Annotated in this window: 23 protein-coding genes; 21 read left to right on the top strand and 2 right to left on the bottom strand. The window is 61.7% G+C overall.

The genetic code is table 11. The features are described 5' to 3' along the window. Positions 1-108 precede the first annotated feature (108 nt). The 19 genes from NCS67_RS12915 (at position 109) to NCS67_RS12825 (ending at position 20788) form a co-directional block, all read left to right on the top strand. Positions 109-1164: a branched-chain amino acid ABC transporter permease gene (locus NCS67_RS12915; protein WP_250435354.1), complete on the top strand. Its 1056-nt coding sequence runs from the start codon at positions 109-111 to the stop codon at positions 1162-1164. Positions 1165-1168: 4 nt separating this feature from the next. Next, positions 1169-2941, top strand: a complete 1773-nt coding sequence (locus NCS67_RS12910) for a branched-chain amino acid ABC transporter ATP-binding protein/permease (protein ID WP_502801855.1) — start codon at positions 1169-1171, stop codon at positions 2939-2941. Then, positions 2941-3687: an ABC transporter ATP-binding protein gene (locus NCS67_RS12905; RefSeq protein ID WP_175979665.1), complete on the top strand. Its 747-nt coding sequence runs from the start codon at positions 2941-2943 to the stop codon at positions 3685-3687. The genes NCS67_RS12910 and NCS67_RS12905 overlap by 1 nt, the downstream gene beginning before the upstream one ends. Positions 3688-3844: 157 nt before the next feature. After that, positions 3845-5809 carry a tRNA uridine-5-carboxymethylaminomethyl(34) synthesis enzyme MnmG gene (gene mnmG / locus NCS67_RS12900; RefSeq protein WP_250435351.1) on the top strand — a complete coding sequence of 655 codons (1965 nt, stop codon included), beginning with the start codon at positions 3845-3847 and terminating at the stop codon, positions 5807-5809. Continuing rightward, on the top strand, positions 5806-6471 hold the full coding sequence (rsmG, locus tag NCS67_RS12895; RefSeq protein WP_250435349.1) for a 16S rRNA (guanine(527)-N(7))-methyltransferase RsmG: 666 nt from the start codon (positions 5806-5808) through the stop codon (positions 6469-6471). The genes mnmG and rsmG overlap by 4 nt, the downstream gene beginning before the upstream one ends. 76 nt (positions 6472-6547) lie before the next feature. After that, positions 6548-7327 (top strand): ParA family protein, encoded by a 780-nt coding sequence (locus NCS67_RS12890; RefSeq protein WP_008352447.1) that lies wholly within the window; start codon positions 6548-6550, stop codon positions 7325-7327. 44 nt (positions 7328-7371) lie between these two features. Then, complete coding sequence (locus NCS67_RS12885) at positions 7372-8274, top strand: ParB/RepB/Spo0J family partition protein (RefSeq protein WP_008352449.1); 903 nt, start codon at positions 7372-7374, stop codon at positions 8272-8274. A 12-nt stretch (positions 8275-8286) separates the two neighbouring features. Beyond that, positions 8287-9423, top strand: coding sequence for an SLC13 family permease (locus NCS67_RS12880; RefSeq protein ID WP_250435347.1), 1137 nt, complete (start codon positions 8287-8289; stop codon positions 9421-9423). Between the two features lie 232 nt (positions 9424-9655). Continuing rightward, positions 9656-10180, top strand: a complete 525-nt coding sequence (locus NCS67_RS12875) for an ATP synthase subunit I (protein ID WP_033536468.1) — start codon at positions 9656-9658, stop codon at positions 10178-10180. A gap of 177 nt (positions 10181-10357) precedes the next feature. After that, a complete protein-coding gene (gene atpB / locus NCS67_RS12870; RefSeq protein ID WP_008352455.1) occupies positions 10358-11209 on the top strand; it encodes a F0F1 ATP synthase subunit A in 852 nt (283 codons plus the stop codon). Positions 11210-11298: 89 nt separating this feature from the next. Then, positions 11299-11568, top strand: coding sequence for a F0F1 ATP synthase subunit C (gene atpE, locus NCS67_RS12865; RefSeq protein WP_007180033.1), 270 nt, complete (start codon positions 11299-11301; stop codon positions 11566-11568). A 133-nt stretch (positions 11569-11701) separates the two neighbouring features. Next, positions 11702-12172, top strand: coding sequence for a F0F1 ATP synthase subunit B (locus NCS67_RS12860; protein WP_008352476.1), 471 nt, complete (start codon positions 11702-11704; stop codon positions 12170-12172). A 2-nt stretch (positions 12173-12174) separates the two neighbouring features. After that, a complete protein-coding gene (locus tag NCS67_RS12855) occupies positions 12175-12717 on the top strand; it encodes a F0F1 ATP synthase subunit delta (protein ID WP_034472325.1) in 543 nt (180 codons plus the stop codon). Between the two features lie 70 nt (positions 12718-12787). Further along, positions 12788-14329 (top strand): F0F1 ATP synthase subunit alpha, encoded by a 1542-nt coding sequence (atpA, locus tag NCS67_RS12850; RefSeq protein WP_008352478.1) that lies wholly within the window; start codon positions 12788-12790, stop codon positions 14327-14329. 64 nt (positions 14330-14393) lie between these two features. Then, positions 14394-15278 carry a F0F1 ATP synthase subunit gamma gene (gene atpG / locus NCS67_RS12845; protein ID WP_175979661.1) on the top strand — a complete coding sequence of 295 codons (885 nt, stop codon included), beginning with the start codon at positions 14394-14396 and terminating at the stop codon, positions 15276-15278. Positions 15279-15316: 38 nt separating this feature from the next. Further along, positions 15317-16711: a F0F1 ATP synthase subunit beta gene (atpD, locus tag NCS67_RS12840; RefSeq protein ID WP_033536458.1), complete on the top strand. Its 1395-nt coding sequence runs from the start codon at positions 15317-15319 to the stop codon at positions 16709-16711. Between the two features lie 77 nt (positions 16712-16788). After that, a complete protein-coding gene (locus NCS67_RS12835; protein ID WP_008352481.1) occupies positions 16789-17214 on the top strand; it encodes a F0F1 ATP synthase subunit epsilon in 426 nt (141 codons plus the stop codon). A 279-nt stretch (positions 17215-17493) separates the two neighbouring features. After that, the gene (locus NCS67_RS12830) at positions 17494-19224 is read left to right on the top strand and encodes an AMP-binding protein (protein WP_250435345.1); all 1731 of its coding nucleotides are present in this window, start codon (positions 17494-17496) and stop codon (positions 19222-19224) included. A gap of 616 nt (positions 19225-19840) precedes the next feature. Next, the gene (locus NCS67_RS12825; RefSeq protein WP_250435343.1) at positions 19841-20788 is read left to right on the top strand and encodes an alpha/beta hydrolase; all 948 of its coding nucleotides are present in this window, start codon (positions 19841-19843) and stop codon (positions 20786-20788) included. A gap of 3 nt (positions 20789-20791) precedes the next feature. On the opposite strand, the gene NCS67_RS12820 is transcribed toward NCS67_RS12825, so the two are convergent. Beyond that, the gene (locus tag NCS67_RS12820; RefSeq protein ID WP_250435342.1) at positions 20792-21637 is read right to left on the bottom strand and encodes a transporter substrate-binding domain-containing protein; all 846 of its coding nucleotides are present in this window, start codon (positions 21635-21637) and stop codon (positions 20792-20794) included. 182 nt (positions 21638-21819) lie between these two features. Here NCS67_RS12820 and hemE point away from each other — a divergent pair, with 182 nt between their 5' ends. Both hemE and NCS67_RS12810 read left to right on the top strand, forming a co-directional pair. Then, on the top strand, positions 21820-22917 hold the full coding sequence (gene hemE / locus NCS67_RS12815) for a uroporphyrinogen decarboxylase (RefSeq protein WP_175979658.1): 1098 nt from the start codon (positions 21820-21822) through the stop codon (positions 22915-22917). A gap of 461 nt (positions 22918-23378) precedes the next feature. Further along, the gene (locus NCS67_RS12810) at positions 23379-25625 is read left to right on the top strand and encodes a primosomal protein N' (RefSeq protein ID WP_250435341.1); all 2247 of its coding nucleotides are present in this window, start codon (positions 23379-23381) and stop codon (positions 25623-25625) included. Between the two features lies 1 nt (position 25626). Here the strand turns inward: NCS67_RS12810 and NCS67_RS12805 are convergent, their stop codons facing one another. Continuing rightward, positions 25627-25782 carry a hypothetical protein gene (locus NCS67_RS12805; protein ID WP_160172900.1) on the bottom strand — a complete coding sequence of 52 codons (156 nt, stop codon included), beginning with the start codon at positions 25780-25782 and terminating at the stop codon, positions 25627-25629. Between the last annotated feature and the right edge of the window lie 41 nt (positions 25783-25823).

Below are 25823 nucleotides of genomic sequence, written 5' to 3'. Positions count from 1 at the left end.
CCCGCGCGTTCCTGTTTCTTAAATTCGAGATGATCTCGTAGAACAAGCGGCGCACCGGCAACGGCGCGCCGCTTGACCATGTTTCACAAGAAGCTCCAAAGAGGAAGTATGGACTTATCGATTGCGGCGATCCTCGCGCAGGACGGGATCACCACGGGCGCGATCTACGCGTTGCTCGCGCTCGCGCTGGTGCTCGTGTTCTCCGTGACACGCGTCATTTTCATTCCGCAGGGCGAGTTCGTCGCGTATGGCGCGCTCACGCTGGCCGCGCTGCAGACGCAGAAGCTGCCCGCCACCTGCTATTTGCTCATCGCGATGGGCGTCGGCTGCTTTATCGCCGAACTCGCTGGCATCGTTCGGCATCCTTCGCGATATCACCAGATCGGACGCTTGCTCACCGTCCTGGCCGGCAAGTATCTGCTGTTTCCCGTTGCGGTTTGGGGCATTACGCAAGCCGCTTTTGCGCAGCCTTTGCCGATGTTGGCCCAGATCGCGCTGACGCTTCTCATCGTCGTGCCGATGGGGCCGTTCGTCTATCGCCTCGCCTATGAGCCGATCGCGGAGGCGAGCACGCTGTTGCTGCTGATCGTCGCGGTCGCCGTGCACTTCGCGATGGTCGGCCTCGGGCTCGTGATGTTCGGCGCCGAAGGATCGCGCACGACGGCATTCTCCGACGCCAACTTCAATCTCGGCAGCGTATCGATCTCCGGGCAAAGCCTGTGGGTCGTGGGGACGGCTGTCGTGTTGATCGTCGCGCTGTACTTCTACTTCGATCGCTCGATTTCCGGCAAGGCGTTGCGCGCGACGTCGGTGAATCGTCTGGGCGCGCGGCTCGTGGGCATCGGCACGACACAGGCGGGGCGCCTCGCGTTCACGCTCGCGACCGGGCTCGGCGCGCTCTGCGGCGTGCTCGTCGCGCCCATCACGACGATCTACTACGACTCGGGCTTTCTGATCGGCCTGAAGGGTTTCGTGGGCGCGATCGTCGGCGGTCTGGTGAGCTATCCGCTCGCGGCGGCGGGGTCGCTGCTCGTGGGTCTGCTCGAATCGTATTCGTCGTTCTGGGCGAGCGCGTACAAGGAGGTGATCGTCTTTACGCTGATTATTCCGGTGCTGCTGTGGCGAAGCCTGGCGAGCCCGCATTCGGATGAGGACGAGGAGTGAGCCGATGAAATTCCGTTCTTTCTGGATCTTTCTGCTGATCGTTTTCGCGTTGCCGATTCTGCCCGGGCCGGTCGCCGTGCCCGAGTACTGGATCACGCTGCTGAACTACATCGGCCTCTATTCGATCGTCGCGATCGGCCTCGTTCTGCTGACGGGCATCGGCGGGATGACGAGCTTCGGCCAGGCTGCGTTTGTCGGCGTGGGCGCATACGCGACGGCCTTCCTGACGACGCGCTATGGCGTCTCGCCGTGGCTCGCGCTCATCGCAGGCGTCGTGCTGACGGCATTTATCGCGCTGCTGCTCGGTCTTATCACCATGCGTCTGTCCGGGCACTTTCTGCCGCTCGGGACGATCGCGTGGGGCCTCTCGCTGTTCTATCTGTTCGGCAACATGGAACTGCTCGGCAAGTACGACGGCATCAATGGGATTCCGGTGCTCAACGTGTTCGGCTGGCAGCTCGAATCGGGGCGCAGCATCTACTACCTGATCTGGGTCGTCGTGCTGCTCGCGGTGATATCTGTTCAGAATCTGCTTAATAGTCGGCCAGGCCGCGCGATTCGCGCATTGCGCGGAGGCGGCACGATGGCCGAGGCGATGGGCGTCAATACGGCGTGGATGCGCGTGGTCATTTTCATCTATGCAGCAGTTCTGGCGGCCGTTTCCGGCTTCCTGTACGCGCACTTGCAGCGCGCGGTGAATCCGACGCCGTTCGGGCTGAATCACGGCATCGAGTTCCTGTTCATGGCGGTGGTCGGCGGCGTGTCGCACGTCTGGGGTGCGATTCTCGGTGCGACGATCCTCACCGTTCTGCAGGATTATCTGCAGACGCTTCTGCCCAAGCTGATCGGCGCCAACGGCAATTTTGAGATCATCGTTTTCGGCGTCGTGATGGTTCTGCTGTTGCAATACGCGAGACAGGGCGTATGGCCGTTCGTCGCGCGCGTCTTTCCTCGTGGTCCTCGCGCTCACGTTCCAGATCACGGCGACGCCCTGCCGCAGCGCAGCAAACCGACGGCGGGCGAGCGCTTGCTGGTTGTCGACAAGGCGCGCAAGCAGTTCGGTGGGCTCGTCGCGGTGAATGATGTCAGTTTCGAGGTGAAGGCCGGCGAGATCATCGGTCTGATCGGACCAAACGGCGCAGGCAAATCCACGACGTTCAATCTCGTCACAGGCGTGCTTCAAGCGACGAGCGGCGCGATCAGTTTTCACGGCGAACGCATCGAGAAGCTGACTTCGCGCGAGATCGTCAAACGTGGCATCGGGCGTACGTTTCAACACGTCAAGATGCTGCCGGGGATGACGGTTCTGGAGAACGTCGCGATCGGAGCGCATCTGCGTGGCAATACGGGCGTCTGGCGCAGCGTCGTCCGTCTGAATGCGGCGGAGGAAGCGCGGCTGATGGCGGAGGCCGCGAAGCAGATCAAGCGCGTCGGGCTGGAGAAGCATATTTATAGCGAAGCGGGGAGTCTCGCGCTGGGTCAGCAGCGGATTCTGGAAATCGCCCGCGCGCTGTGCTGCGATCCGACTCTGTTGCTCTTGGACGAACCTGCCGCTGGCTTGCGGTATCAGGAAAAGCTACAACTGGCTGACTTGCTGCGAAAACTTCGCGCCGAAGGGATGAGCATTCTTCTGGTCGAACACGACATGGACTTCGTGATGAATCTGACGGATCGGCTTGTGGTGATGGAGTTCGGCACCAAGATCGCCGAAGGATTGCCGACAGAAGTCCAGAAGGATCCTGCGGTGCTCGAAGCATATTTGGGTGGGGTGGAGTGATGGCAGATCCGATTCTTCAAGTGGACGGCTTGTCGGTACGCTACGGCAAGGTCGAGGCGTTGCACGACGGCAAGCTCACCGTCGGCGCGGGGCAGATCGTTTCCGTCATCGGGCCGAACGGCGCGGGAAAGTCGACGCTGCTTAACGCGATCATGGGCGCGCTGCCGCAGACGGGGCATTCGAAGGGTGTTGTGCGATATCTTGGAGAAGATATCTCTGCGTTACCGATTGAGCGTCGTGTCGCTCGTGGAATGTGCCTGGTGCCGGAAAAACGCGAGCTATTCGCGACGATGGCGGTAGAGGACAACCTCGTGCTCGGCGCTTATCGGCGTAAAAAGGCAGGCGAACGGAATTACCTTGATCAGCTCGATCATGTATTTCAGCTTTTCCCGCGACTGAAGGAACGGCGGAAGCAAGCGGCCGGAACCTTGTCGGGTGGAGAGAGACAGATGCTGGCGGTGGGCCGCGCGCTGATGGGTAAGCCGCAACTTCTCATGCTCGACGAGCCGAGCCTCGGGCTGGCGCCGCTGATCGTCAAGGAGATTTTCCATATCATCAGCGCTCTGCGTCAGACGGGCGTTGCCACGCTGCTGATTGAACAAAATGCACGCGCCGCGCTGCAAATCTCCGACTACGGCTATGTTCTCGAGACGGGTGAGTTTGCCCTCGAAGGGAACGCCGATGCGCTTCAACACAATCCCCAAGTTATCGAGACTTATCTCGGCCTGACGAAAAAAGTGGCTTAGACGCCACAATGGCGGTGCCCACCGATGGCGTGTTTCACGTGAAACACGCCATTTTTTTCATCGCTGGCCGTTTGAGCGAATTCGAGGGCGGGAAGAAACCGTTATAATTCAAAGCTATTCTCTCTTCAGGTTCGTGTCGTTCGCACACGATATCCCAATGCTTTATCCCACAGAATTTGATGTGATCGTCGTCGGAGGCGGTCACGCGGGCACTGAGGCGGCGCTCGCCTCCGCGCGCATGGGCTGCAAAACGCTGCTTTTGACCCATAACATCGAGACGCTCGGTCAGATGAGCTGTAATCCGTCCATCGGCGGGATTGGCAAAGGCCATCTCGTCAAGGAGGTCGACGCGCTCGGTGGCGCCATGGCTGCGGCGACGGACGAGTCCGGCATTCAGTTCCGCATTCTCAATTCGTCGAAGGGGCCGGCGGTGCGGGCGACGCGCGCCCAAGCTGATCGCCTTCTGTACAAGCAGGCGATCCGCCATCGGCTGGAAAATCAACCGAATCTCTGGCTGTTCCAGCAAGCGGTCGATGATTTGATGGTCGAGGGCGATCGCGTCGTCGGTGCTGTGACGCAGGTGGGTCTGCGTTTCCGCGCGCGCGCCGTCGTGCTGACCGCAGGGACGTTCCTCGATGGGAAGATCCACGTTGGTTTGAATAACTATGTCGGCGGTCGCGCGGGCGATCCCGCTGCGGTGTCGCTTTCCGCGCGTCTGAAGGAATTGAAGCTGCCTCAGGGCCGTCTCAAAACGGGCACGCCGCCGCGCATCGATGGCCGCACGATAGATTTTTCGCAACTCGAAGAGCAACCGGGCGACCTCGATCCGATCCCGGTATTTTCGTTTCTGGGTCGAGTAGAGCAGCATCCGCGTCAAATGCCGTGCTGGGTCACGCACACGAATGCGCGGACGCATGACATCATCCGCTCCGGACTCGATCGATCGCCGATGTATACGGGCGTTATTGAAGGCGTCGGACCGCGCTATTGCCCGTCGATCGAGGACAAGATCCACCGCTTCGCTTCGAAAGACGCGCACCAGATCTTCTTGGAGCCGGAAGGACTGACCACGAACGAGTTCTATCCCAACGGCATCTCCACGAGTCTGCCGTTCGACGTGCAACTCGAGCTCGTGCGCTCGATGCGGGGCCTGGAGCACGCGCACATCCTTCGTCCTGGCTATGCGATCGAATACGACTACTTCGATCCGCGGGCGCTGAAGGCGTCGTTGGAAACGAAGGCGATCAACGGCTTGTTCTTCGCCGGACAGATCAACGGTACGACCGGCTACGAAGAGGCAGCTGCGCAAGGCTTGCTTGCGGGAGTCAACGCCGGACTCCAAGTCCAAGGTAAAGAGGCGTGGTCGCCGCGTCGAGATCAGGCGTATCTGGGCGTGCTCGTAGACGATCTCGTGACGCGGGGCGTATCTGAGCCGTACCGCATGTTCACGAGCCGCGCGGAGTACCGTCTGTCGCTCCGCGAGGACAACGCGGATATGCGTCTCACGGAAATTGGCCGCGAGTTTGGTGTCATCGACGATATTCGCTGGGACGCGTTCAGCCGCAAGCGCGACGCTGTTTCACGTGAAACACAGCGTCTTCGCTCGACATGGGTCAACCCGAAGACGCTGCCGGCCGAAGAGGCGACCGCGTTGCTCGGCAAGCCGATCGACCATGAGTACAGCTTGGCGGATCTGCTGCGCCGGCCGGGTGTTTCGTACGACGGCATCTGCGCGCTGCGCGACGGGGCGTGTGGCCCGGACGCGCCGTTAGCGGAGGATTCGGTTCTTCTCAGCCAGATCAAGGAGCAAATCGAAATCGGCGTGAAGTATCAAGGTTACATCGACAGGCAAGCGGACGAGATCGTGCGAAACGGCGCGCAGGAAAATACGCGCCTGCCCGAAGGTCTCGACTACAACGAAGTCCGCGGCCTGTCGTTTGAAGCTCGCCAGAAACTGATTCAGCACCGGCCTGAGACCATCGGTCAGGCATCGCGAATCTCGGGCATTACGCCGGCCGCGATCTCGCTGCTGATGGTGCATCTGAAGCGCGGCGCGGGACGTCGCGGCCGCAACTCGCCTAGCGACGATTCGGCAAGCGGTAATACGACGGCGGTTCAATGACGGAGCGCAACCAAACTCTGCCGACGACGCTCGAAAAGGGCGTCGCCGCGCTCGGCCTCGCGCTGTCGTCTTCGCAAAGCCAGAAACTACTCGATTATGTCGCGCTGCTCGCCAAGTGGAACTCCGTCTATAACTTGACGGCAATCCGCGACCCGCAGCAGATGCTGATCCAGCACATTCTGGATTCGCTCGCGATCGTCCCGGCTGTATCCGCGCGAAATCCGTCGACTCTGCTGGACGTCGGTTCGGGCGGCGGTTTGCCCGGCGTCGTGCTGGCGATCGCGCAGCCAGATGTGCGTGTGACGTTGAACGACATCGTCCACAAGAAAACAGCTTTTCAGTCGCAGGCGAAGGCCCAGTTAGGTCTGAACAATCTGTCTGTCGTAACCGGGCGCGTCGAAAGTTTACGTCCAGGCATCGAAGTACCGGAAAAATTCGATGTAATCGTGTCGCGCGCATTCGCAGAGCTCTCCGATTTCGTTACACTTTCGCGTCATCTGGTTGCGGACAACGGGCGGATTCTGGCGATGAAAGGGGTGAAGCCAGATGCCGAAGCCGCGCGAGTGCCGGCGGGCGCCACGGTGCTCGGCATCGAGCGCTTGAATGTGCCGATGCTCGACGCCGAACGGCATCTCGTCGAGATTGCCGTCGAGCCGGTATGACGGTTCGTTGAAGGTTTTCATCCGCCATTCCAGGCACGCTGATCTTCTGACAGCGAAGAAACGAGGACACTAAACGATGGCAAAAATCTTCTGCGTCGCAAATCAGAAGGGCGGCGTTGGAAAGACCACGACAGCGGTCAATCTCGCGGCGAGCCTCGCGGGGCTGGGTCAGCGCGTGTTGCTGATCGACCTGGACCCGCAGGGCAACGCGACCATGGGTAGCGGCATCGACAAGGCCGCGTGCGAGAACACGGTTTACGAAGTGCTCGTCGATGGCGTCACGCTGCGCGAAGCGCGTACCCGTCCGGAGGCCGTTGGTTACGACGTGCTGCCGGCCAATCGCGAACTCGCTGGCGCGGAAGTCGAACTCGTGGACATGGAAAACCGCGAGCGCATTCTTCGCGTCGCGATCGAAGAAGTAGTCGATGACTATGACTTCGTGCTGATCGATTGCCCCCCGGCGCTTTCGCTGCTGACGCTCAACGCGTTGTGCGCGGCGCACGGCGTCGTGATTCCGATGCAGTGCGAATACTTCGCGCTGGAAGGGCTGTCCGACCTCGTGAACACGATCAAGCAGGTTCACGCCAATCTGAACCGCGACCTGAAGGTCATCGGCTTGCTGCGCGTGATGTTCGATCCCCGGATCACGCTGCAACAACAAGTGTCGGATCAATTGAAAGAGCATTTCGGCAGCAAGCTGTTCGACGTCGTGATCCCGCGCAATGTCCGTCTTGCCGAGGCGCCGAGCTACGGGCTGCCGGGTGTCGTGTTCGACAAATCGTCGCGCGGCGCGCAGGCGTATATCCAGTTCGGCACGGAAATGATCGAGCGCGTGCGTGCGCTCGACCTCAACTAAGCAAACCCATTCGATGCGGCAGTCACGCCGATGGAGGAACCGAAATGAGCGCTGTGATGAAAAAGAAGGGTTTGGGCCGAGGCCTGGATGCATTGCTCGGCGGCAGCGTCGACATTACGGAAGCCGTGCGCGGTGAAGGCACGCCGTCGGTGTTGCCGCTCGACAAGCTGCAGGCCGGGAAGTATCAGCCGCGCACGCGCATGGACGAGGGCGCGCTTCAGGAGCTCGCGGCGAGTATCCGCGCGCAAGGGCTGATGCAACCGATCCTCGTGCGCTCCGTCGGCGACGATCACTATGAAATCATCGCGGGCGAGCGGCGTTTTCGCGCCGCGCGCCTGGCGGGGCTCGATGAAGTCCCCGTTCTCGTAAAAAACGTGCCAGATCAGGCTGCCGCAGCGATGGCGCTGATCGAAAACATCCAGCGCGAGGATTTGAATCCGCTGGAAGAGGCGCAGGGCATCCAGCGCCTGCTCGATGAGTTCAGCTTCACGCACGAACAGGCTGCCGAGTCGGTCGGCCGCTCGCGCAGCGCCGTCTCTAATCTGTTGCGTCTTTTGAACCTGGCGACGCCCGTTCAGACGATGCTCCTCGCCGGCGACCTCGACATGGGTCACGCGCGCGCGCTGCTCGCCGTCGACGCAGCGACGCAGATTCAACTTGCCAATCACGTCGTCAATCGCCGCTTGTCGGTGCGTGAAACGGAGCGCCTCGTCGCGGCGACGACCAAGGAAGCGCCTGCGACAAAAGCACGCGCCGCAAACGACGGCGGACGTGATACGCGTCGGCTCGAAGAAGAGTTGTCGGATCTGCTATCGGCCAACGTGAAGATCAAGCTGGGCGGAAGAGGGCGCGGAAAAGTCACGATCGATTTCGGCACGCTCGACTCGCTCGAAGGCATTCTGACGAAGCTGCGCGGCAGCATCGAAGCGACGACTCCCACAGCCTGACCCGCGCACATCTTGTCCGAATTCGACGTCAACCGTACACGTTCCGACTTTCTTGCGCGCATCTGGCGGGCCGTCTCGAAAGAGCCGGTTCTCGCCATTTTGGTATTCGCGCTCGTCGTGTTGCAGCTCGCCCACCCACGTCCGTGGATGTCCCTGCCGGGTCTCGTCGACTGGCAGACGGTGCTTACACTCGCGGGCCTGCTGGTGCTGACCAAAGCCATCGAATTATCAGGATTCCTGATGTGGGCCGCGCATCGCCTCGTGCATCACATTCATGGCGAGCGTACATTGGCGCTGCTGCTCGTGGCGCTCGCCGCGGGCCTGTCCACGGTGCTGACCAACGACGTTGCGCTCTTCGCCGTCGTGCCGCTCGCCTTGTCGTTGCACAAGCTCGCGCCGCTGCCGATCAAACGGCTCGTCATCGTCATTGCGCTGTCGGTCAACGCAGGCTCGATTCTCACGCCGCTCGGCAATCCCCAGAACCTTTTCCTGTGGCAGACGAGCGGCGTCGGCTTCCCGGCGTTCGTCTGGGCGATGCTGCCGCTGTGCGCCGCGTTGATGGCGCTGCTCGGCATCGTCACGTTCGCGATGTTCCGCGCGGAGCCGCTGGATCTTTCCGGCGATGTCGAGGAACATCGCGTCGATCGCGTGCTGTGCGGTGTCAGCGTGCTCGCGTTTGCGGCGTTCGTCGCGCTCGCCGATGCGCATCACGCCGGCCCGGCGCTGGCCGTTCTGGCGGCCGTCTTCCTGTTGTGGCGACGTGAAGTCGTGTTGAAGATCGACTGGCTGCTGCTCCTCATCTTCGTGATGATGTTCATCGTGCTGCGCAGCGCGGCCGCCTTGCCGTCGATTCACGCAGGCATCGGCCATATAGGCATCGATACGCCGATGCGAGCGTATGCGGCGGGCGCGGTGCTGTCGCAGGCCATCAGCAACGTGCCGGCGGCCATCGTGCTCGCGGAGTTCTCGAAGGACTGGCGCGCGCTCGCATTTGGCGTGAGCGTCGGTGGATTCGGTATCGCAATCGGTTCGCTCGCGAATCTCATCGCCGTGCGCTTGTCGGGTGAAAAAGGCATGTGGATGCCATTTCACATGGTGTCGATCCCGTTCTGGATCGTGGCAATCGTCATCGGCTGGGCGCTCGTTTGATGCTCGGCGCAGGCTCCTCCATCGAATGAAAATCTCCTTGCAATTGCAAGGAAAGTCTCGCTTTTGAGACCGTTTTTTAAGGTTCGTCTGCTTGGTTTTTGACGCGCCTAAACTATTGAATCCGTGACAACAATCGCTTACAATCGCCCGGATTTATCAGCTAGGCCACCTCGAAAGCGCAGCGAAAGCGCAGGGTGATTTTCCCGGACTTTTGGTTGAAGGTTGGAAGACGGTGCGAGAGGAAAATCGAGCGCCGGACGCTCACGCAACCGGCGATGAAAACGCCTCCGGAAATCAGCCGCGCAGTTCGTCGAGCGACTCGTGGGATGCCGAAGCGCAAGAAAATAATATCGTTCCGCTCACGCGGGATCAGGCACAGAAGCTGTTTGGGCCCGAGGTGAGTCGTCCATCGCGTGTCACGCCGTTTAAGGTCGTGGCAGCGCAAATGGTTTTGTCCCTGGGTGCGACGCTGTTGTGGTGGCTGTTCTACAAGCCGCCGGGCGATGCTGCGCTGTCCGCATTTCTGGGGGGAGCGATCTGCTGGGTGCCGAGCGCTCTGTTCGCCGCGCGCCTGCGGGCGAAGAGCGGCGCGGAGACGATCATGAGCTGGATGATCGGCGAAGCGCTCAAGATGGGAGCGACGATCGCCATGTTCGTGGCGGTCGCGTACTGGTACAAGAGCGCGTTGTGGTTGCCGCTGCTCGTTACGTACATCGTCGCTCTGAAGACTTACTGGGTTGCAATGGCGCTTCGGTGACGATTCTTGACGTCCCAGGTAAGTGCCCGCAGCACGGATTGTAAGTAGCATCACGTATGAACAAGTGCGGACGTTGTGCCGCACTCGGGCCTCTCGACCCGGAGCCGCGACGCGAAGCGGCGGCTCGGAAGCGACAGGCGGCGAAAGATTTTTGACAATTTGGGTGGCTTTAACGATATGGCAGCTAGCGAAGGAACGCACGCTCTGGATCCGTCCGAGTACATTGCGCACCACTTGCAGAATCTTTCCACGCACGCACAGACGTCGATCTTCGACATCCACGTCTGGAATCTCGACACGCTGTTCTGGTCGATCGTGTGCGGTGTCATCACCATCGTCATTCTCGGTCTTGCTGCACGCAAGGCGACGTCCGGTGTTCCCGGCCGTTTCCAGTGCGCCATCGAGATGCTGGTCGAAATGGTCGAAGACCAGTCGAAGTCGATGATCCACGGCAGCCGCCGCTTCATCGCTCCGCTCGCGCTGACCGTGTTCGTCTGGGTCGCCCTGATGAACTCGCTCGACTTCATCCCCGTGGATCTGCCGCCGCGCATCATCGGCTGGCTCGGTCTCGAAAACGTCCTTCCGCATCATCGCATCGTTCCGACGGCTGACCTCAACGGCACCATCGGTATCGCGCTCGGCGTGTTCGTGCTGATGATCTACTACAACTTTAAGATCAAGGGCGCTGGCGGCTTCGTGCACGAACTGCTGTCGGCTCCGTTCGGCGCGCATCCGCTGCTGTGGATTCCGAACCTCGCGCTGAACATCATCGAGTTCGTCGCCAAGACGGTGTCGCTCGGCATGCGGCTGTTCGGCAACATGTACGCCGGCGAACTGCTGTTCCTGCTGATCGCCCTTCTGGGCAGCATGTGGACGTTCGGTGCGGACGCTTCCGTGCTCGGCTTCATCGGCCACGTGGTCGCGGGCACGGTTTGGGCGATCTTCCACATTCTGATCGTGCTGTTGCAGGCGTTCATTTTCATGATGCTGACGCTGGTGTACATCGGCCAGGCGCATGACTCACACTGACGCGTTGCGGCACGTTCCGGAATCGTTCAGGTTTTAGGTTTTCGTTTTTTATAAATCCAGTTCCAAAGTCTTTAATCAAAGGAGTGATCATGCAAGCTTTCATCGCCAACATCCAAGGTCTGACCGCCATCGGTATCGGCATCATCATCGGCCTGGGTGCAATCGGCGCCTGTATCGGTATCGGTCTGATGGGCGGCAAGTACATCGAAGCATGCGCCCGCCAACCGGAACTGATGAACCCGCTGCAGACCAAGATGTTCCTGCTGGCTGGTCTGATCGACGCGGCGTTCCTGATCGGCGTTGGTGTGGCAATGCTGTTTGCGTTCGCGAACCCGCTGCTCTCGAAGCTCGCAGGCTGAGGTTCCTCGGAAGTGTGCGTCTGACTTTTTAAAGACGCTTAACGGAACGGGTGAGGCGCTGATCGAGCTCAACAAGCCGATGAGCGCCTTTTAACCGTTTCACCTCCGATCAAGCAACGTTTAAGGAAACACCGTGAATCTCAACGCAACCCTGTTTGCGCAAATGGTCGTGTTTCTGATCCTCGCGTGGTTCACGATGAAGTTCGTGTGGCCGCCGTTGATCAACGCCCTCGACGAGCGCTCGAAGAAGATTGCCGACGGCCTCGCCGCCGCCGACAAGGGCAAAGCGGAACTCGAAGCTGCGCACAAGCGCGTCGACCAGGAACTCGCGCAAGCGCGCAACGACGGCCAGCAACGCATCGCCGACGCTGAAAAGCGCGCTGCCGCAGTCGCAGAAGAAATCAAGGCCAACGCTCAAGCCGAAGCCGCGCGTATCGTTGCGCAAGCCAAGGCCGACGCCGACCAGCAAATCGTGAAGGCTCGCGAAGCGCTGCGTGGCGAAGTCGCTGCGCTGGCTGTGAAAGGCGCTGAGCAGATTCTGAAGCGCGAAGTCGATCAGAAGGCACACGCCGATCTGCTGAATCAACTCAAAACCGAGCTCTGATCATGGCCGAACTTGCAACCATCGCTCGTCCTTACGCAGAAGCGCTGTTCCGCGTGGCCGAAACCGGCGATCTCGCGGGCTGGTCCACCTTCGTTGAGGAGCTGGCACAGGTTGCGCGTCTGCCCGAAGTGGAGACGGTCGCTTCGAGCCCGAAGGTGAGCCGCCAGCAAATCGTCGATCTCCTGCTCGCCGCAGTGAAGTCGCCGTTGGCCCAAAGCCAGCCTCAAGCGAAGAACTTCGTCGGCATGCTGGTCGAGAACCATCGCCTGCCGCTGCTGCCGGAAATCGCCGTCCAGTTCGACGAGCTGAAGAACGCCCGTGAAGGTGCTGCCGATGCTCACATCGTGAGCGCGTTCCCCCTCGAAGGCGAACAGTTGAACGACCTCGTTGCAAGCCTCGAACGCAAGTTCCAGCGCAAGCTGAAACCGACCGTCGAAATCGATCAGTCGCTGATCGGCGGCGTTCGCGTGACGGTTGGCGACGAAGTGCTCGATACCTCGGTCCGCGCGCGCCTCGCCAGCATGCAGACGGCTCTGACCGCTTAATTTGCGAATTAATGCGATCAACCGAGTCTGATGACTGGCACGCAACAGAATTGACTATCAGGAGCGAATAATGCAACTCAATCCCTCTGAGATCAGCGAGCTGATCAAGAGCCGGATCCAGGGCCTTGAAGCGAGCGCGGACGTTCGCAACCAGGGCACCGTGATCTCCGTGACCGACGGTATCGTGCGTATCCACGGCCTGTCGGACGTGATGCAGGGCGAAATGCTCGAATTCCCGGGCAACACCTTCGGCCTCGCGCTGAACCTCGAACGTGACTCGGTCGGCGCCGTTATTCTCGGCGAGTACGAGCACATCTCGGAAGGCGACATCGTCAAGACGACGGGCCGCATTCTCGAAGTGCCGGTCGGTCCGGAACTCGTCGGCCGTGTGGTCGACGCGCTCGGCAACCCGATCGACGGTAAAGGCCCGATCAACGCGAAGGCAACGGACGCAATCGAAAAGATCGCCCCGGGCGTGATTTGGCGTAAGTCGGTGTCGCAGCCGGTGCAGACGGGTCTGAAATCGATCGACTCGATGGTGCCGATCGGCCGTGGCCAGCGCGAGCTGATCATCGGCGACCGTCAGTGCGGCAAGACCGCGGTGGCCGTCGACGCGATCATCAACCAGAAGGGCAAGGATCTCATCTGTATCTACGTCGCGATCGGCCAGAAGGCTTCGTCGATCATGAACGTGGTGCGCAAGCTCGAGGAAACCGGCGCGATGGCTTACACCATCGTCGTGGCGGCTTCGGCTTCGGAATCGGCCGCGATGCAGTACCTCGCGCCGTACGCCGGCTGCACGATGGGCGAATACTTCCGCGATCGCGGCCAAGATGCGCTGATCGTCTATGACGACTTGACCAAGCAGGCGTGGGCGTATCGCCAGATCTCGCTGCTGCTGCGCCGTCCGCCGGGCCGCGAAGCGTATCCGGGCGATGTGTTCTATCTGCACTCGCGTCTGCTCGAGCGTGCGGCTCGCGTGTCGGAAGAGTACGTCGAGAAGTTCACGAACGGCGAAGTGAAAGGCAAGAGCGGTTCGCTGACGGCACTGCCGGTCATCGAAACGCAAGCCGGCGACGTGACCGCATTCGTTCCGACGAACGTGATCTCGATTACCGACGGCCAGATCTTCCTGGAAACCGACCTGTTCAACGCCGGTATCCGCCCTGCTATCAACGCGGGCGTGTCGGTGTCGCGCGTCGGCGGTGCGGCTCAGACGAAGGTCATCAAGAAGCTGTCGGGCGGTATCCGTACCGACCTCGCGCAGTATCGTGAGCTCGCCGCGTTCGCGCAGTTCGCATCGGACCTCGACGAAGCCACCCGCAAGCAGCTCGAGCGCGGCCGCCGCGTGACGGAACTGCTGAAGCAGCCGCAGTATCAGCCGCTGCAAGTGTGGGAACTGGCCGTCGCGCTGTTCGCAGCCAACAACGGCTATCTGGACGATCTCGAAGTTTCGCAAGTGCTCGCATTCGAAAAGGGCATGCGCGAATTCCTGAAGACCAGCCACGGCGATCTGATTAAGCGCATCGAAGACAATAAAGACTTGTCGAAGGACGACGAAGGCGCACTGCATGCCGCGCTGAAGGACTTCAAGAAGTCGGGCGCTTATTGATCGGGATAGAGGAGCAACGCGCGATGTCACCGGACGTCGCGCGGCTTCGATCAAGGAGTAAGCAATGGCTGGAATGAAGGAAATTCGCGGCAAGATCAAGAGCGTGCAGAACACGCGCAAGATCACGAAAGCGATGGAAATGGTCGCCGCATCGAAGATGCGCCGCGCCCAGGAGCGCATGCGTTCCGCCCGTCCGTATGCCGACAAGGTCCGTTCGATCGCATCGCACATGAGCCGTGCGAACCCCGAGTATCGCCATCCGTTCATGGTCGAGAACAAGGGCGCAAAGACGGCCGGCCTGATCCTCGTCACGACCGACAAGGGTCTGTGCGGCGGCATGAACACGAACATCCTGCGTGCGTCGCTGAACAAGATCAAGGAACTCGATCAAAGCGGTGTCCAGATCGAAGCTTCGGCGATCGGCGGCAAGGGACTCGGCTTCCTGAATCGCCTGAAGGCGAAGGTCGTGTCGCAAGTCACGCAACTGGGCGACACGCCGCATCTGGAAAAGCTGATCGGCGCGATCAAGGTGCAGCTCGACCTGTATTCGGAAGGCAAGATCAACGCGGTGTACCTCGCGTACACGCGCTTCATCAACACGATGAAGCAGGAAGCGGTGATCGAGCAACTGCTGCCGTTGTCGGTGGACGACCTGGACGCGAAGGACGAAGACGGCGTCACGCCGAAGACCTCGTGGGACTACATCTACGAGCCGGACGCGCAAACCGTGGTGGACGAGCTTCTCGTGCGCTACGTCGAAGCGCTCGTCTATCAGGCGGTCGCGGAAAACATGGCGTCGGAGCAATCCGCGCGCATGGTCGCGATGAAGGCCGCGTCGGACAACGCGAAGACCGTGATCAACGAACTGCAGCTCGTCTACAACAAGAGCCGCCAGGCCGCGATTACGAAAGAATTGTCGGAAATCGTCGGCGGCGCCGCAGCGGTCTGACGGCCGCGTGAAAGAACACAGTATCTAAAGGAAATGCGATGAGTACTACTGCTTTGGTAGAAGGCAAGATCGTACAGTGCATCGGCGCCGTTATCGACGTGGAATTTCCGCGTGCGCAAATGCCGAAGATTTACGACGCGCTCATTCTGGAAGGCACCGAACTGACGCTCGAAGTCCAGCAGCAGCTGGGCGACGGCGTGGTTCGCACCATCTGTCTGGGTGCATCCGACGGCCTGCGCCGCGGCACGATGGTCAAGAACACGGGCAAGCCCATCAGCGTGCCGGTCGGCAAGCCGACGCTCGGCCGCATCATGGACGTGCTCGGCCGTCCGATCGACGAAGCGGGTCCGATCGAATCGGAAACGACGCGTTCGATCCACCAGAACGCACCTTCGTTCGACGAGCTGTCGCCGTCGACGGAACTGCTCGAAACCGGCATCAAGGTTATCGACCTGATCTGCCCGTTCGCGAAGGGCGGCAAGGTCGGTCTGTTCGGCGGTGCAGGCGTGGGCAAGACCGTGAACATGATGGAACTCATCAACAACATCGCGAAGGAGCACGGCGGTTACTCCGTGTTCGCGGGCGTTGGCGAGCGTACCCGTGAAGGGAACGACTTCTATCACGAAATGAAGGACTCGAACGTTCTCGACAAGGTCGCGCTGGTCTATGGCCAGATGAACGAGCCGCCGGGCAACCGTCTGCGCGTCGCGCTGACCGGTCTGACGATGGCCGAGCACTTCCGTGACGAAGGCCTCGACGTGCTGTTCTTCGTCGACAACATCTATCGTTTCACGCTGGCGGGTACGGAAGTGTCCGCACTGCTCGGCCGTATGCCTTCGGCAGTGGGCTATCAGCCGACGCTGGCTGAAGAAATGGGCAAGCTGCAAGAGCGCATCACGTCGACGAAGACCGGCTCGATCACGTCCGTTCAGGCCGTGTATGTCCCTGCGGATGACTTGACCGACCCGTCGCCGGCTACGACCTTCGGCCACCTGGATGCAACCGTCGTGTTGTCGCGTGACATCGCTTCGCTGGGTATCTATCCGGCAGTGGACCCGCTCGATTCGACCTCGCGTCAGATCGACCCGAACGTGATTGGCGAAGAGCACTACACGATCACGCGCGGCGTGCAGCAGACGCTGCAGCGCTACAAGGAACTGCGCGACATCATCGCGATTCTGGGCATGGACGAACTATCGCCGGAAGACAAGCTGTCGGTTGCGCGCGCTCGTAAGATCCAGCGTTTCCTGTCGCAGCCGTTCCACGTTGCTGAAGTGTTCACGGGCTCGCCGGGCAAGTACGTGCCGCTGAAGGAAACCATCCGCGGCTTCAAGATGATCGTCGAAGGTGAGTGCGATCATCTGCCGGAGCAGGCGTTCTACATGGTCGGCACGATCGACGAAGCCTTCGAAAAGGCCAAGAAGATCCAGTAAGAGTCGGGTGTTTTTCTGGCGGACGTCCGCGCAGCGCGGGCGTCCACTCATGACACCGACGACAGGAGTCGACATACATGGCAACCATCAAGGTAGACGTCGTCAGCGCGGAAGAGCAGATCTTCTCGGGCCAGGCGAAGTTCGTCGCGCTGCCGGGCGAAGCGGGTGAACTCGGCATTCTGCCGGGTCATACGCCGCTCATCACGCGCATTCGTCCCGGTGCGGTGCGTATCGAGGCGGAAGACGGTACGGAAGAGTTCGTGTTCGTTGCCGGCGGGATTCTCGAAATCCAGCCGGGCATCGTGACCGTGCTCGCCGATACGGCCATCCGCGGCGCGGATCTCGACGAAGCGAAGGCAGAGCAGGCGAAGAAGCGCGCCGAGGAAGCGATTCAAAACAACACCTCGGAGCTCGAGTACGCGACCGCGCAAGCGGAACTCGCTTATGCGACGGCTCAACTCGCGGCGATCCAACGTCTGCGCAAGGCGCACGCAAAGCACTAAGCGCACGACGCATCGAGCAGCAGCGATCAGCAGGTCAAGAAAGCAGCCTTCGGGCTGCTTTTTTTATGCTCCTAATCGGCAAATCGCGCGCGCAAATCTGCATAACGGTTATGTGGCGCTCACTCCGATTCACGTAAGCGATTGATTCAGCGCATCTTTCGCCGATCGCACGAAAGCGGCATTGCGGGAAACACTCAATGCCCGCGCTCGTCCTCGCGATGCACAATGGCCTCCGATTAGCCTTCACCGGGCGGCGATTCACATTGGCGGAGACCATCGATGACAACTGAACCGACCCACGCCGGCGCGCAGATCGAACCGCGCGACGGCATTTCCTATGTTCGCGGCGCGACCGACATCCCATTGAGCGACGCGACCGTTGCGCGCTTCCTTCTCGAAACCGCTGGGAGATTCCCCGATCGCCCGGCCGTCGTGTTCCGCGAGCAGAACATCCGCTGGACGTGGCGCGAGTTCGCAAATCAGATCGACGTGCTCGCGAGCGGACTGCTCGCGCTCGGCATCGAGGCGGGTGATCGCGTCGGCATCTGGTCCCCCAACCGCATCGAATGGCTGCTCACGCAGTTCGCCACCGCGCGCATGGGCGCCACGCTCGTCAACATCAATCCGGCGTACCGGCTGGCCGAGTTGGAATATGCGCTGAACAAGGTCGGCTGCAAGGCGATCATCGCGGCCGAGCAGTTCAAGTCATCGAAATATCTGGAGATGCTGCAGACGCTCGCGCCCGAACTCGCGCATGCCGAGCCGAACGCGCTTCACGCCGGGAAGCTGCCGGAATTGCGCGCCGTGATCCGCATGGGCGAGAGCAAGACGCCCGGCATGCTCAATTTCGAGGACGTGATGCGTACCGGTCGCGAACGGCTCGACGCGACGCCGCTCGACGCAGTCGAGGCGAAGCTGAAGCCGGACGATCCAATCAACATCCAGTTCACGAGCGGCACCACGGGCAATCCGAAGGGCGCGACGCTCACACATCGGAACATCGTCAACAACGCGCGCTATATCGCAATGGCGATGCGCCTGACCGAGCAGGATTCGCTGTGCATTCCGGTGCCGCTGTATCACTGCTTCGGCATGGTCCTGGCCGTGCTCGCGTGCGTATCGACGGGCTGCACGATGGTGTTTCCCGGCGAAGCCTTCGACCCCGCCGCGACGCTCGCTGCCGTGCACGAGGAAAAATGCACGGCGCTGCATGGCGTGCCGACGATGTTCATCGCCGAACTGGATCACCCGGACTTCGGGAAGTACGATCTGAGCCGGCTGCGCACGGGCATCATGGCGGGTTCGCCGTGTCCGATCGAGACGATGAAGCGCGTCGTGTCGAAGATGCATCTCAGCGAGATCACGATCGCGTACGGCATGACTGAGACAAGCCCCGTGTCCTTCCAGAGCTCGACGACCGATCCGCTCGACAAGCGCACGACGACCGTCGGACGCATTCAGCCGCATCTGGAAGTGAAGATCGTCGATCCGCTGGGCAATATCGTGCCGGTCGGCGAAACCGGCGAGCTGTGCACGCGCGGCTATTCGGTGATGAAAGGCTACTGGGGCGACGACGCCAAGACGCGCGAGGCGATCGTCGACGGATGGATGCACACCGGCGACCTCGCGACCATCGACGCGGAAGGTTACTGCAACATCGTCGGCCGCCTGAAGGACATGCTGATTCGGGGCGGCGAGAACGTCTATCCGCGCGAAATCGAGGAATTCCTGTTCCGTCATCCGAAGGTGCAGTCGGTGCAGGTCTTCGGCGTGCCCGATCAGAAATACGGTGAGGAAGTATGCGCGTGGATCGTCGTGCGTCCCGGCGAGCAGGCGAGCGAGGAGGAAATTCGCGAGTTTTGCCAAGGACAGATCGCGCACTATAAGATTCCGCGCTACATCCGCTTCGTCGACGAACTGCCGATGACCGTCACCGGCAAGGCGCAGAAATTCGTGATGCGCGCCCGCATGATCGACGAACTGAAGATCGCCGAGGCCAAAACGGCCTGAACTTCGGCGCTGCTTCGCGGTGAAAAGACAAAGGGAGCGCTGCGGCGCTCCCTTCTGTCATTGGACGAAACGTTCAGGTGTTGAAATCCCAAAACGCAAACGTTTGTCCGGGCGAAAAAAAAGCGGGCCTGGAGCCCGCTAAAAACCACACGCTACGGGGTTAGCGCGAGGAGACCAAACGTGGGATGTGTCGAATGCCTTGCATTCGAATAACGATCCCAACACCGATGCCCCAAATGTGAGTGCTTCGGCCACAGCCTGCCATCGGATCACGTTGTTTTCGCACGACGCGACCCAATACATCCGTGTTGAAACCGTTTCAACAGATTGTGGGCGAATTGAATCCGAGTCGCCGTAACAAAGTGTTTCAGGTTGTAACCCGCGCCCGATAAGGCTCGGAGGAAATTTTCGAGCGCGATTGTCCAGATTTCGACCGATATATTGTCTGTTATTCGGACGATTAATCCGTTGGGGATGACTTGACGCGCGATTGCAGATTTTCAAACTCGTGCGATTATTCTATTTTTTTCGCGGAAATCGAACGCCCGGACGCATGAAATCGATGCGCAAAGTGGGCCGCGCGCGCATAACGACACAAAAACCTATGGAGATACGCATGAGCATTGATGCAGCCCTGCTTCGCTATTACCGCGCCGTCGAGGACGCTTTTCCGGCTTTGCCGCCGGACGCGGATGCGCTGGCGTTCCGGGAGCGCTTCAGCAAGGTCGCTCGAGCCTACGCCGGAGAGCGCGACGATGCCGTAACGGCGGAAAATATTCAGCTCGATCTCGAAGGCCGCACGCTCGCCGCCCGCATCTACAAGCCGAAAGAGGCGCGCGGCCCGCTGCCGCTGATCGTGTACTTTCACGGCGGCGGCTGGGTCGTCGGCGATATCGACACGCACGATGGCCTCGTCGCACGGCTCTCGCGCGACTCGCAATGCGCGGTGGCGAGCGTCGACTACCGGCTCGCGCCCGAGCATCCGTTTCCCGCGCCTTGCGAAGACGCGCTCGACGCGCTGCTCTGGCTCGCGGAGCACCGGTCGCGGCTCGGCTTCGCGACCGACCGGCTGGCTGTCGGCGGCGACAGCGCGGGCGCGCATCTGGCGGTTGTTGCGGCACGCGGCGCGAACGAGCGCGTCGCGGGCATCGTCGGCTTGCAACTGCTGCTTTACCCGGTCATGCGTCGTCAGTTCGAGAGCCCGAGTTGCATCGCCAATGCGAACGGTCCCGGTCTCACGAACGATGAGATGAAGTGGTACTGGACCCAGTTCCTTTCGGGTGAAACACCGCAGGCGCACGATGTGCGCGCCTTTCCGCTCTCCGAGCCGTTCGAGCGCACGCCGGCGCCCGCGATCGTCGTCGCGGCGGCGTACGATCCGCTCTATGACGACGCCGTCGAACTCGAACGCTTCCTACAAGCGAACGGCGGCCGTGTGGAGCTGATCGACGCGCGCGACATGACGCACGGGTTCGGCCGCATGCATTCACAGTCCGACGCGGCGCTCGGCTGGCTGCGCAAGATCGGCGAGCGCACCGGCGAACTCTTGCGCGCCGCGCGCTGACCGCTACTTCAGCCACTTGTCATAGACAGCCTGGAACTCGCCCGACGAACGGGCGAGATGCAGCCACTGATCGACATACTGCTGGAACGGCACGTCGCCGCGCGGCAGCAGATACGCCTTTTCGCCAAACTGGAACGGCTTGTCCGGATGCACCGAGCACAGCCCCGGATTGAGCTTCTGCTGTAGCAGCGTTTCGGATGCGTCCGTGACCATGACGTCGGCCTTGCCGTCGAGAATCTGCTTGAAGATGGTCACGTTGTCCGGATACTCGATCAGTTGCGAGTGCGCAAAGAACTGCTTCGCGAAGCGTTCGTTCGTACCGCCCGGATTCACGATCGTCCGCACGTTCGGCTGATCGATCTGCGCGACGGTCTGATACTTCTCGACATCGTCGCAACGCACGATCGGCGTCTTGCCGTCTTCCATGTACGGCGCGGTGAAAAACGCGCGCTTCTGCCGTTCGAGCGTCGTCGAGACGCCGCCCACGGCGATATCGCATTTCGCGATGAAGTCGTTCATCAGATTCGACCACGACGTCTTCACATACTCGGCCTTCGCGCCGAGCGACTTCGCGAGACTTTCCGCGAGATCGATGTCGATGCCCTCGAACTGCCCGTCCGGACGCAGGAACGAGTACGGTTTGTAATCGCCGGTCGTGCAGACGCGCAGCGTGTGGCGTGCGAGGATGTCGTCGAGGCGAGAGGGCGCGGCAACCGACGAAGGCGCGGGCGCGGCGGACTTTGCTCCGGCGACGGTGCCGGCCTGAACCGTCTGCGCGTGCGCGGCGTTCAAAAGCGAGAGCGACACCGCGAAGGCAGCGGCTGCGAGACTGACGGACGTGCGTTGCATCGATTCTCCTGGTTCTAGTTGTGTAAGCACACCGATCATAACGAGGGCTTCGCTTGCCCGAAATCCGGCCAAACGACATAGGCCGCGCGGCATGAGCCGTTCCGAATTGCCGGGCGCAGCCGGCGTAAACGTTCGACCGCTCCGGTAGAATGGACGATTCTCTGCCTTGAGCATCGAGCGACGTGGCACACACTCTTCTGAACGACACCTTCCTGCGCGCGCTCTTGCGCCAGCCGACCGACTACACGCCGATCTGGCTGATGCGCCAGGCAGGGCGCTATCTGCCGGAATACAACGCGACGCGTGCTCGCGCGGGCAGTTTTCTCGGTCTCGCGAAGAATCCGGATTACGCGACCGAAGTCACGCTTCAGCCGCTCGAACGCTTTCCGCTCGACGCCGCGATTCTCTTCTCGGACATCCTGACCGTCCCCGACGCAATGGGGCTCGGTCTGAACTTCGTGCAGGGCGAGGGGCCGCGTTTCGAGCGCACGGTGCGTACCGAAGACGATGTGAAGCGCCTTGCCGTGCCGGACATCGGCGCGACGCTTTCCTACGTCACCGACGCCGTAAGCCAGATTCGCCGCGCGCTCACCGACGCGCAAGGCCGCCAGAAGGTCCCGCTGATCGGCTTCTCCGGTAGTCCGTGGACGCTCGCGTGCTACATGGTCGAAGGCGGTGGCTCGGACGACCATCGCACGGTCAAGTCGATGGCGTATTCGCGGCCGGACCTGATGCATCGCATTCTCGAGGTCAACGCGCAAGCCGTCACCGCTTACCTGAACGCGCAGATCGAAGCGGGCGCGCAGGCCGTGATGATCTTCGATACATGGGGCGGCGCACTCGCGGATGGCGCGTATCAGCGCTTCTCGCTCGAATACATCGCGAAGGTGGTTGCCGGCCTGAAGCGCGAGCACGATGGCGCGCGCGTCCCGGTCATCACGTTCACGAAGGGCGGCGGACTCTGGATCGAGGAAATCGCGGCGACGGGCGTCGATGCGGTCGGTCTCGACTGGACCATGAATCTCGGCCGGGCGCGCGAAAAGGTCGGCTCGCGTGTGGCGCTGCAGGGGAACATCGATCCGAGCGTGTTGTTCGCGCCGCCCGCGTCGATCCGCACCGAAGCGCGCGCCGTGCTCGAAAGCTTCGGCAATTTTCCGGGCCACGTCTTCAACCTGGGCCACGGCATCTCGCAGTTCACGCCGCCGGAAAATGTCGCGGAGCTGGTCGACGAGGTTCATCGACATAGCCGCGCCATGCGCGCCGGCCAAGCCGCCCGGTAAAAGGCGTACGAAAGCCTGCGTTGCGGACGCGTGCCGCAGTGCAATATCGGTGATTCGGGGCAAGTGATCAGGAGCTGGAGGGTTCTGTCCGGATCGCCCGCCTCAGGCGGCGCTCCCCGATGTCAAGACTGAACTTATGCACAATTTGTTCGCTGCGGCGCGCCATCAGACGTATGGCTTACAGCAACCAATAAGATGTCGCTATATGTGCTTCAAGCCAATGATTCTTAACGCATTTCGACGGCTTCGCCCGAAATGTGGGTTAGCGCACATAAGGGATTCGTGACATTGTTTGCGGCGATCACGGACGCACTTCTCAACAAAGTTATCCACAGGGCTGTGGAAAGCATCGGAAATCCAAAAATAATCGGCGGTTTACAGACGATTCTGATGTTTCACTTTAACTTCTCCCGCCTCGGGCGCTTGGTTCTGTCGAACCGTCTTGCGCGGGGTCCCGCGCGGTGACTGATCTATTCGTCCGCGTCGCCGTCGATCAGCCCATGCCCGTGCTGTTCGACTACCGCTATGCGCTGCCGGCCGCGCCTGCCGTCGGCATGCTGGTGCAGGTGCCGTTCGGGCGACGCGAAGTCGTCGGGTTGATCTGCGAAATCGCCCATTCAAGCGACGTGCCCGCTGCCAAACTGCGCGACATCACTTCGATTTGCGAAGGCTGCGCGCCGCTGTCGGAAAAGTGGATCGCGCTTGTCAGCTTCGCCGCCGATTACTATCAGCGCGGGCTGGGCGAAGTCGCGCTGCCGGCGCTTCCGCAGGCGTTGCGCGACGCCTCGCGCTGGGATCGCCTTTTTGCCGTCGAGCCGCGCTTTCGGATTCTCCCCGAAGGGCGCGCGCAACTCCCCGATGCTTTGCCCGCCCGCGCCAGCGCCCTCCGGCGTCTCGCCGATGCGCTCGCGGAACAGCCGTCGCTGACGTTGTCCGACGCGCGTGCGTTGCATCCGAAAGCGGGCGCGACCTTCGACGACTGGATCGCGCGCGGATGGATCGAAGCGGTGACAGCGCAGATCGCCGAACCCGACGCGAGCGCGCCCATGCTGCCGACCGGCGCGGTGCCGCTGCCCTTGCTGACCGATGAACAACGCGAAGCCGTCGATGCAATTTCCGGCGCGCAAGGGTTCGCCCCGTTCCTGCTGCACGGCGTGACGGGCAGTGGCAAGACCGAGGTGTATCTGCACGCGCTCGCCGCGTTGCTCGCCGACCGGCCTGACGCGCAGGCGCTCGTCCTCGTTCCCGAAATCAATCTGACGCCGCAGTTCGAAGCGGCGTTTCGCGCGCGTTTCGCGGCGCTCGCGGACGGCTCGATCGTCACGATGCACAGCGGACTCGCCGAAGGCGAACGCGCGCGCAACTGGCTCGCGGCGCATACGGGCAGCGCGCGCATCGTGCTCGGCACGCGCCTCGCGATTCTCGCGTCGATGCCGAAGCTCGCGATCATCGTCGTCGATGAGGAACACGATCCCGCGTACAAGCAACAGGAAGGCTTGCGCTACTCCGCGCGCGATCTCGCCATCTATCGCGCGAAGCAACTGGATATTCCCGTCGTGCTCGGATCGGCGACGCCATCGCTCGAAACCTGGTGGCAGGCCGAGCAGGGCCGCTACACGCGACTCACGCTCACGCGCCGCGCCGTCGCCGAAGCGGTGCTGCCGAGCGTCCGGCTCATCGATCTCGAAGAGGAAAGACGGCGAGGCCGCGCCTCGGTCGAGGGGCTCGCGGGGCCGCTGATCGCGGCGCTGAAGACACGCGTCGAGCGCGGCGAGCAAAGCCTCGTATTCCTGAACCGGCGCGGCTATGCGCCGATCCTGTCCTGCGATGCCTGCGGCTGGGTCGCCGGTTGTCCGCGTTGCAGCGCGTATGCCGTGCTGCATAAGCCTGAGCGCGCGCTGCGTTGTCATCACTGCGGCTGGGAATCGCGCATTCCGAAGTCGTGTCCGGAATGCGGCAACATCGATATCGCGCCGATGGGCCGCGGCACGCAGCGCGTCGAGGAAACGCTCGCGAGCGTGGTGCCGGGTGCTCGCGTGCTGCGCATCGACGCCGACAGCACGCGCCGCAAAGGCAGCGCGCAGGCGCTTTTCTCCGATGTCCACGCGGGCGAAGTCGACATTCTCGTTGGCACGCAGATGATCGCGAAGGGCCATGATTTCCGGCGCGTGACGCTCGTCGGCGTGCTGAACGCGGACACCGCGCTCTTCTCCCACGACTTTCGCGCGAGCGAGCGGCTCTTCGCGCAACTGACGCAGGTGAGCGGGCGCGCCGGACGCGCGGGCTTGCCCGGCGAAGTGATGATTCAGACGCGCTATCCGCGTCACGCGCTGTATCAGGCGCTATCGCGACAGGACTACGTGGGTTTCGCCAATTCGACGCTCGCCGAACGCCGCGACGCGCGTCTGCCGCCGTTCGTCTATCAGGCGATGCTGCGCGCCGAAGGCCGCACGCTCGATGCGGCGCTGAAATTCCTCGAAGAAGCGGCGGCGGCGTTCGCACCTCTGCCCGGCGCTGAGCGCGTGACGGTCTACGACGCGGTTCCGCTCACCATCGTGAAAGTGTTCAATGTCCACCGTGCGCAACTGCTGCTCGAAAGCGCGTCGCGGGCCGCGCTGCAGGCGTCGCTGCGCGCGTGGCAGCCGGTGCTGCGCTCCCTCAAGGGCGTGCTGCGCTGGAACGTGGAAGTCGATCCGCTGGACGTCTGATTCAGATTTCGGCGCGTGGAACGTCGCTGACCGCGCGGTCGCCTTGGCCGGAAGCGTCATCGGACCGATGAACGTGCGGCGACGCGCCCCGCACGAACAACACGACGCAGACCGCGAACATCGCCCAAACGCCGGCCACCACCATCCAAGTGCTCATGCTCGTTGCTCTCCCCGAAATCGCGGAATATCGACCGCTGA

It is taken from the genome of Caballeronia sp. ATUFL_F2_KS9A (assembly GCF_023630765.1).
In the GTDB taxonomy this organism is placed as follows: Bacteria; Pseudomonadota; Gammaproteobacteria; order Burkholderiales; family Burkholderiaceae; genus Caballeronia; species Caballeronia zhejiangensis.
This window is presented reverse-complemented; position numbering and strand designations above follow the sequence as displayed.

Bases quoted from the DNA above. Each gene is read 5' to 3' on its own strand.
- NCS67_RS12890 (WP_008352447.1), top strand. From the start codon at position 6,548: ATGGCAAAAATCTTCTGCGTCGCAAATCAGAAGGGCGGCGTTGGAAAG.
- mnmG (WP_250435351.1), top strand. From the start codon at position 3,845: ATGCTTTATCCCACAGAATTTGATGTGATCGTCGTCGGAGGCGGTCAC.
- NCS67_RS12805 (WP_160172900.1), bottom strand. From the start codon at position 25,782: ATGAGCACTTGGATGGTGGTGGCCGGCGTTTGGGCGATGTTCGCGGTC.
- NCS67_RS12825 (WP_250435343.1), top strand. From the start codon at position 19,841: ATGAGCATTGATGCAGCCCTGCTTCGCTATTACCGCGCCGTCGAGGAC.
- atpA (WP_008352478.1), top strand. From the start codon at position 12,788: ATGCAACTCAATCCCTCTGAGATCAGCGAGCTGATCAAGAGCCGGATC.
- atpD (WP_033536458.1), top strand. From the start codon at position 15,317: ATGAGTACTACTGCTTTGGTAGAAGGCAAGATCGTACAGTGCATCGGC.
- NCS67_RS12835 (WP_008352481.1), top strand. From the start codon at position 16,789: ATGGCAACCATCAAGGTAGACGTCGTCAGCGCGGAAGAGCAGATCTTC.
- atpB (WP_008352455.1), top strand. From the start codon at position 10,358: ATGGCAGCTAGCGAAGGAACGCACGCTCTGGATCCGTCCGAGTACATT.
- NCS67_RS12820 (WP_250435342.1), bottom strand. From the start codon at position 21,637: ATGCAACGCACGTCCGTCAGTCTCGCAGCCGCTGCCTTCGCGGTGTCG.
- NCS67_RS12830 (WP_250435345.1), top strand. From the start codon at position 17,494: ATGACAACTGAACCGACCCACGCCGGCGCGCAGATCGAACCGCGCGAC.
- NCS67_RS12885 (WP_008352449.1), top strand. From the start codon at position 7,372: ATGAGCGCTGTGATGAAAAAGAAGGGTTTGGGCCGAGGCCTGGATGCA.
- atpG (WP_175979661.1), top strand. From the start codon at position 14,394: ATGGCTGGAATGAAGGAAATTCGCGGCAAGATCAAGAGCGTGCAGAAC.
- atpE (WP_007180033.1), top strand. From the start codon at position 11,299: ATGCAAGCTTTCATCGCCAACATCCAAGGTCTGACCGCCATCGGTATC.
- NCS67_RS12915 (WP_250435354.1), top strand. From the start codon at position 109: ATGGACTTATCGATTGCGGCGATCCTCGCGCAGGACGGGATCACCACG.
- rsmG (WP_250435349.1), top strand. From the start codon at position 5,806: ATGACGGAGCGCAACCAAACTCTGCCGACGACGCTCGAAAAGGGCGTC.
- NCS67_RS12910 (WP_502801855.1), top strand. From the start codon at position 1,169: ATGAAATTCCGTTCTTTCTGGATCTTTCTGCTGATCGTTTTCGCGTTG.
- NCS67_RS12855 (WP_034472325.1), top strand. From the start codon at position 12,175: ATGGCCGAACTTGCAACCATCGCTCGTCCTTACGCAGAAGCGCTGTTC.
- NCS67_RS12905 (WP_175979665.1), top strand. From the start codon at position 2,941: ATGGCAGATCCGATTCTTCAAGTGGACGGCTTGTCGGTACGCTACGGC.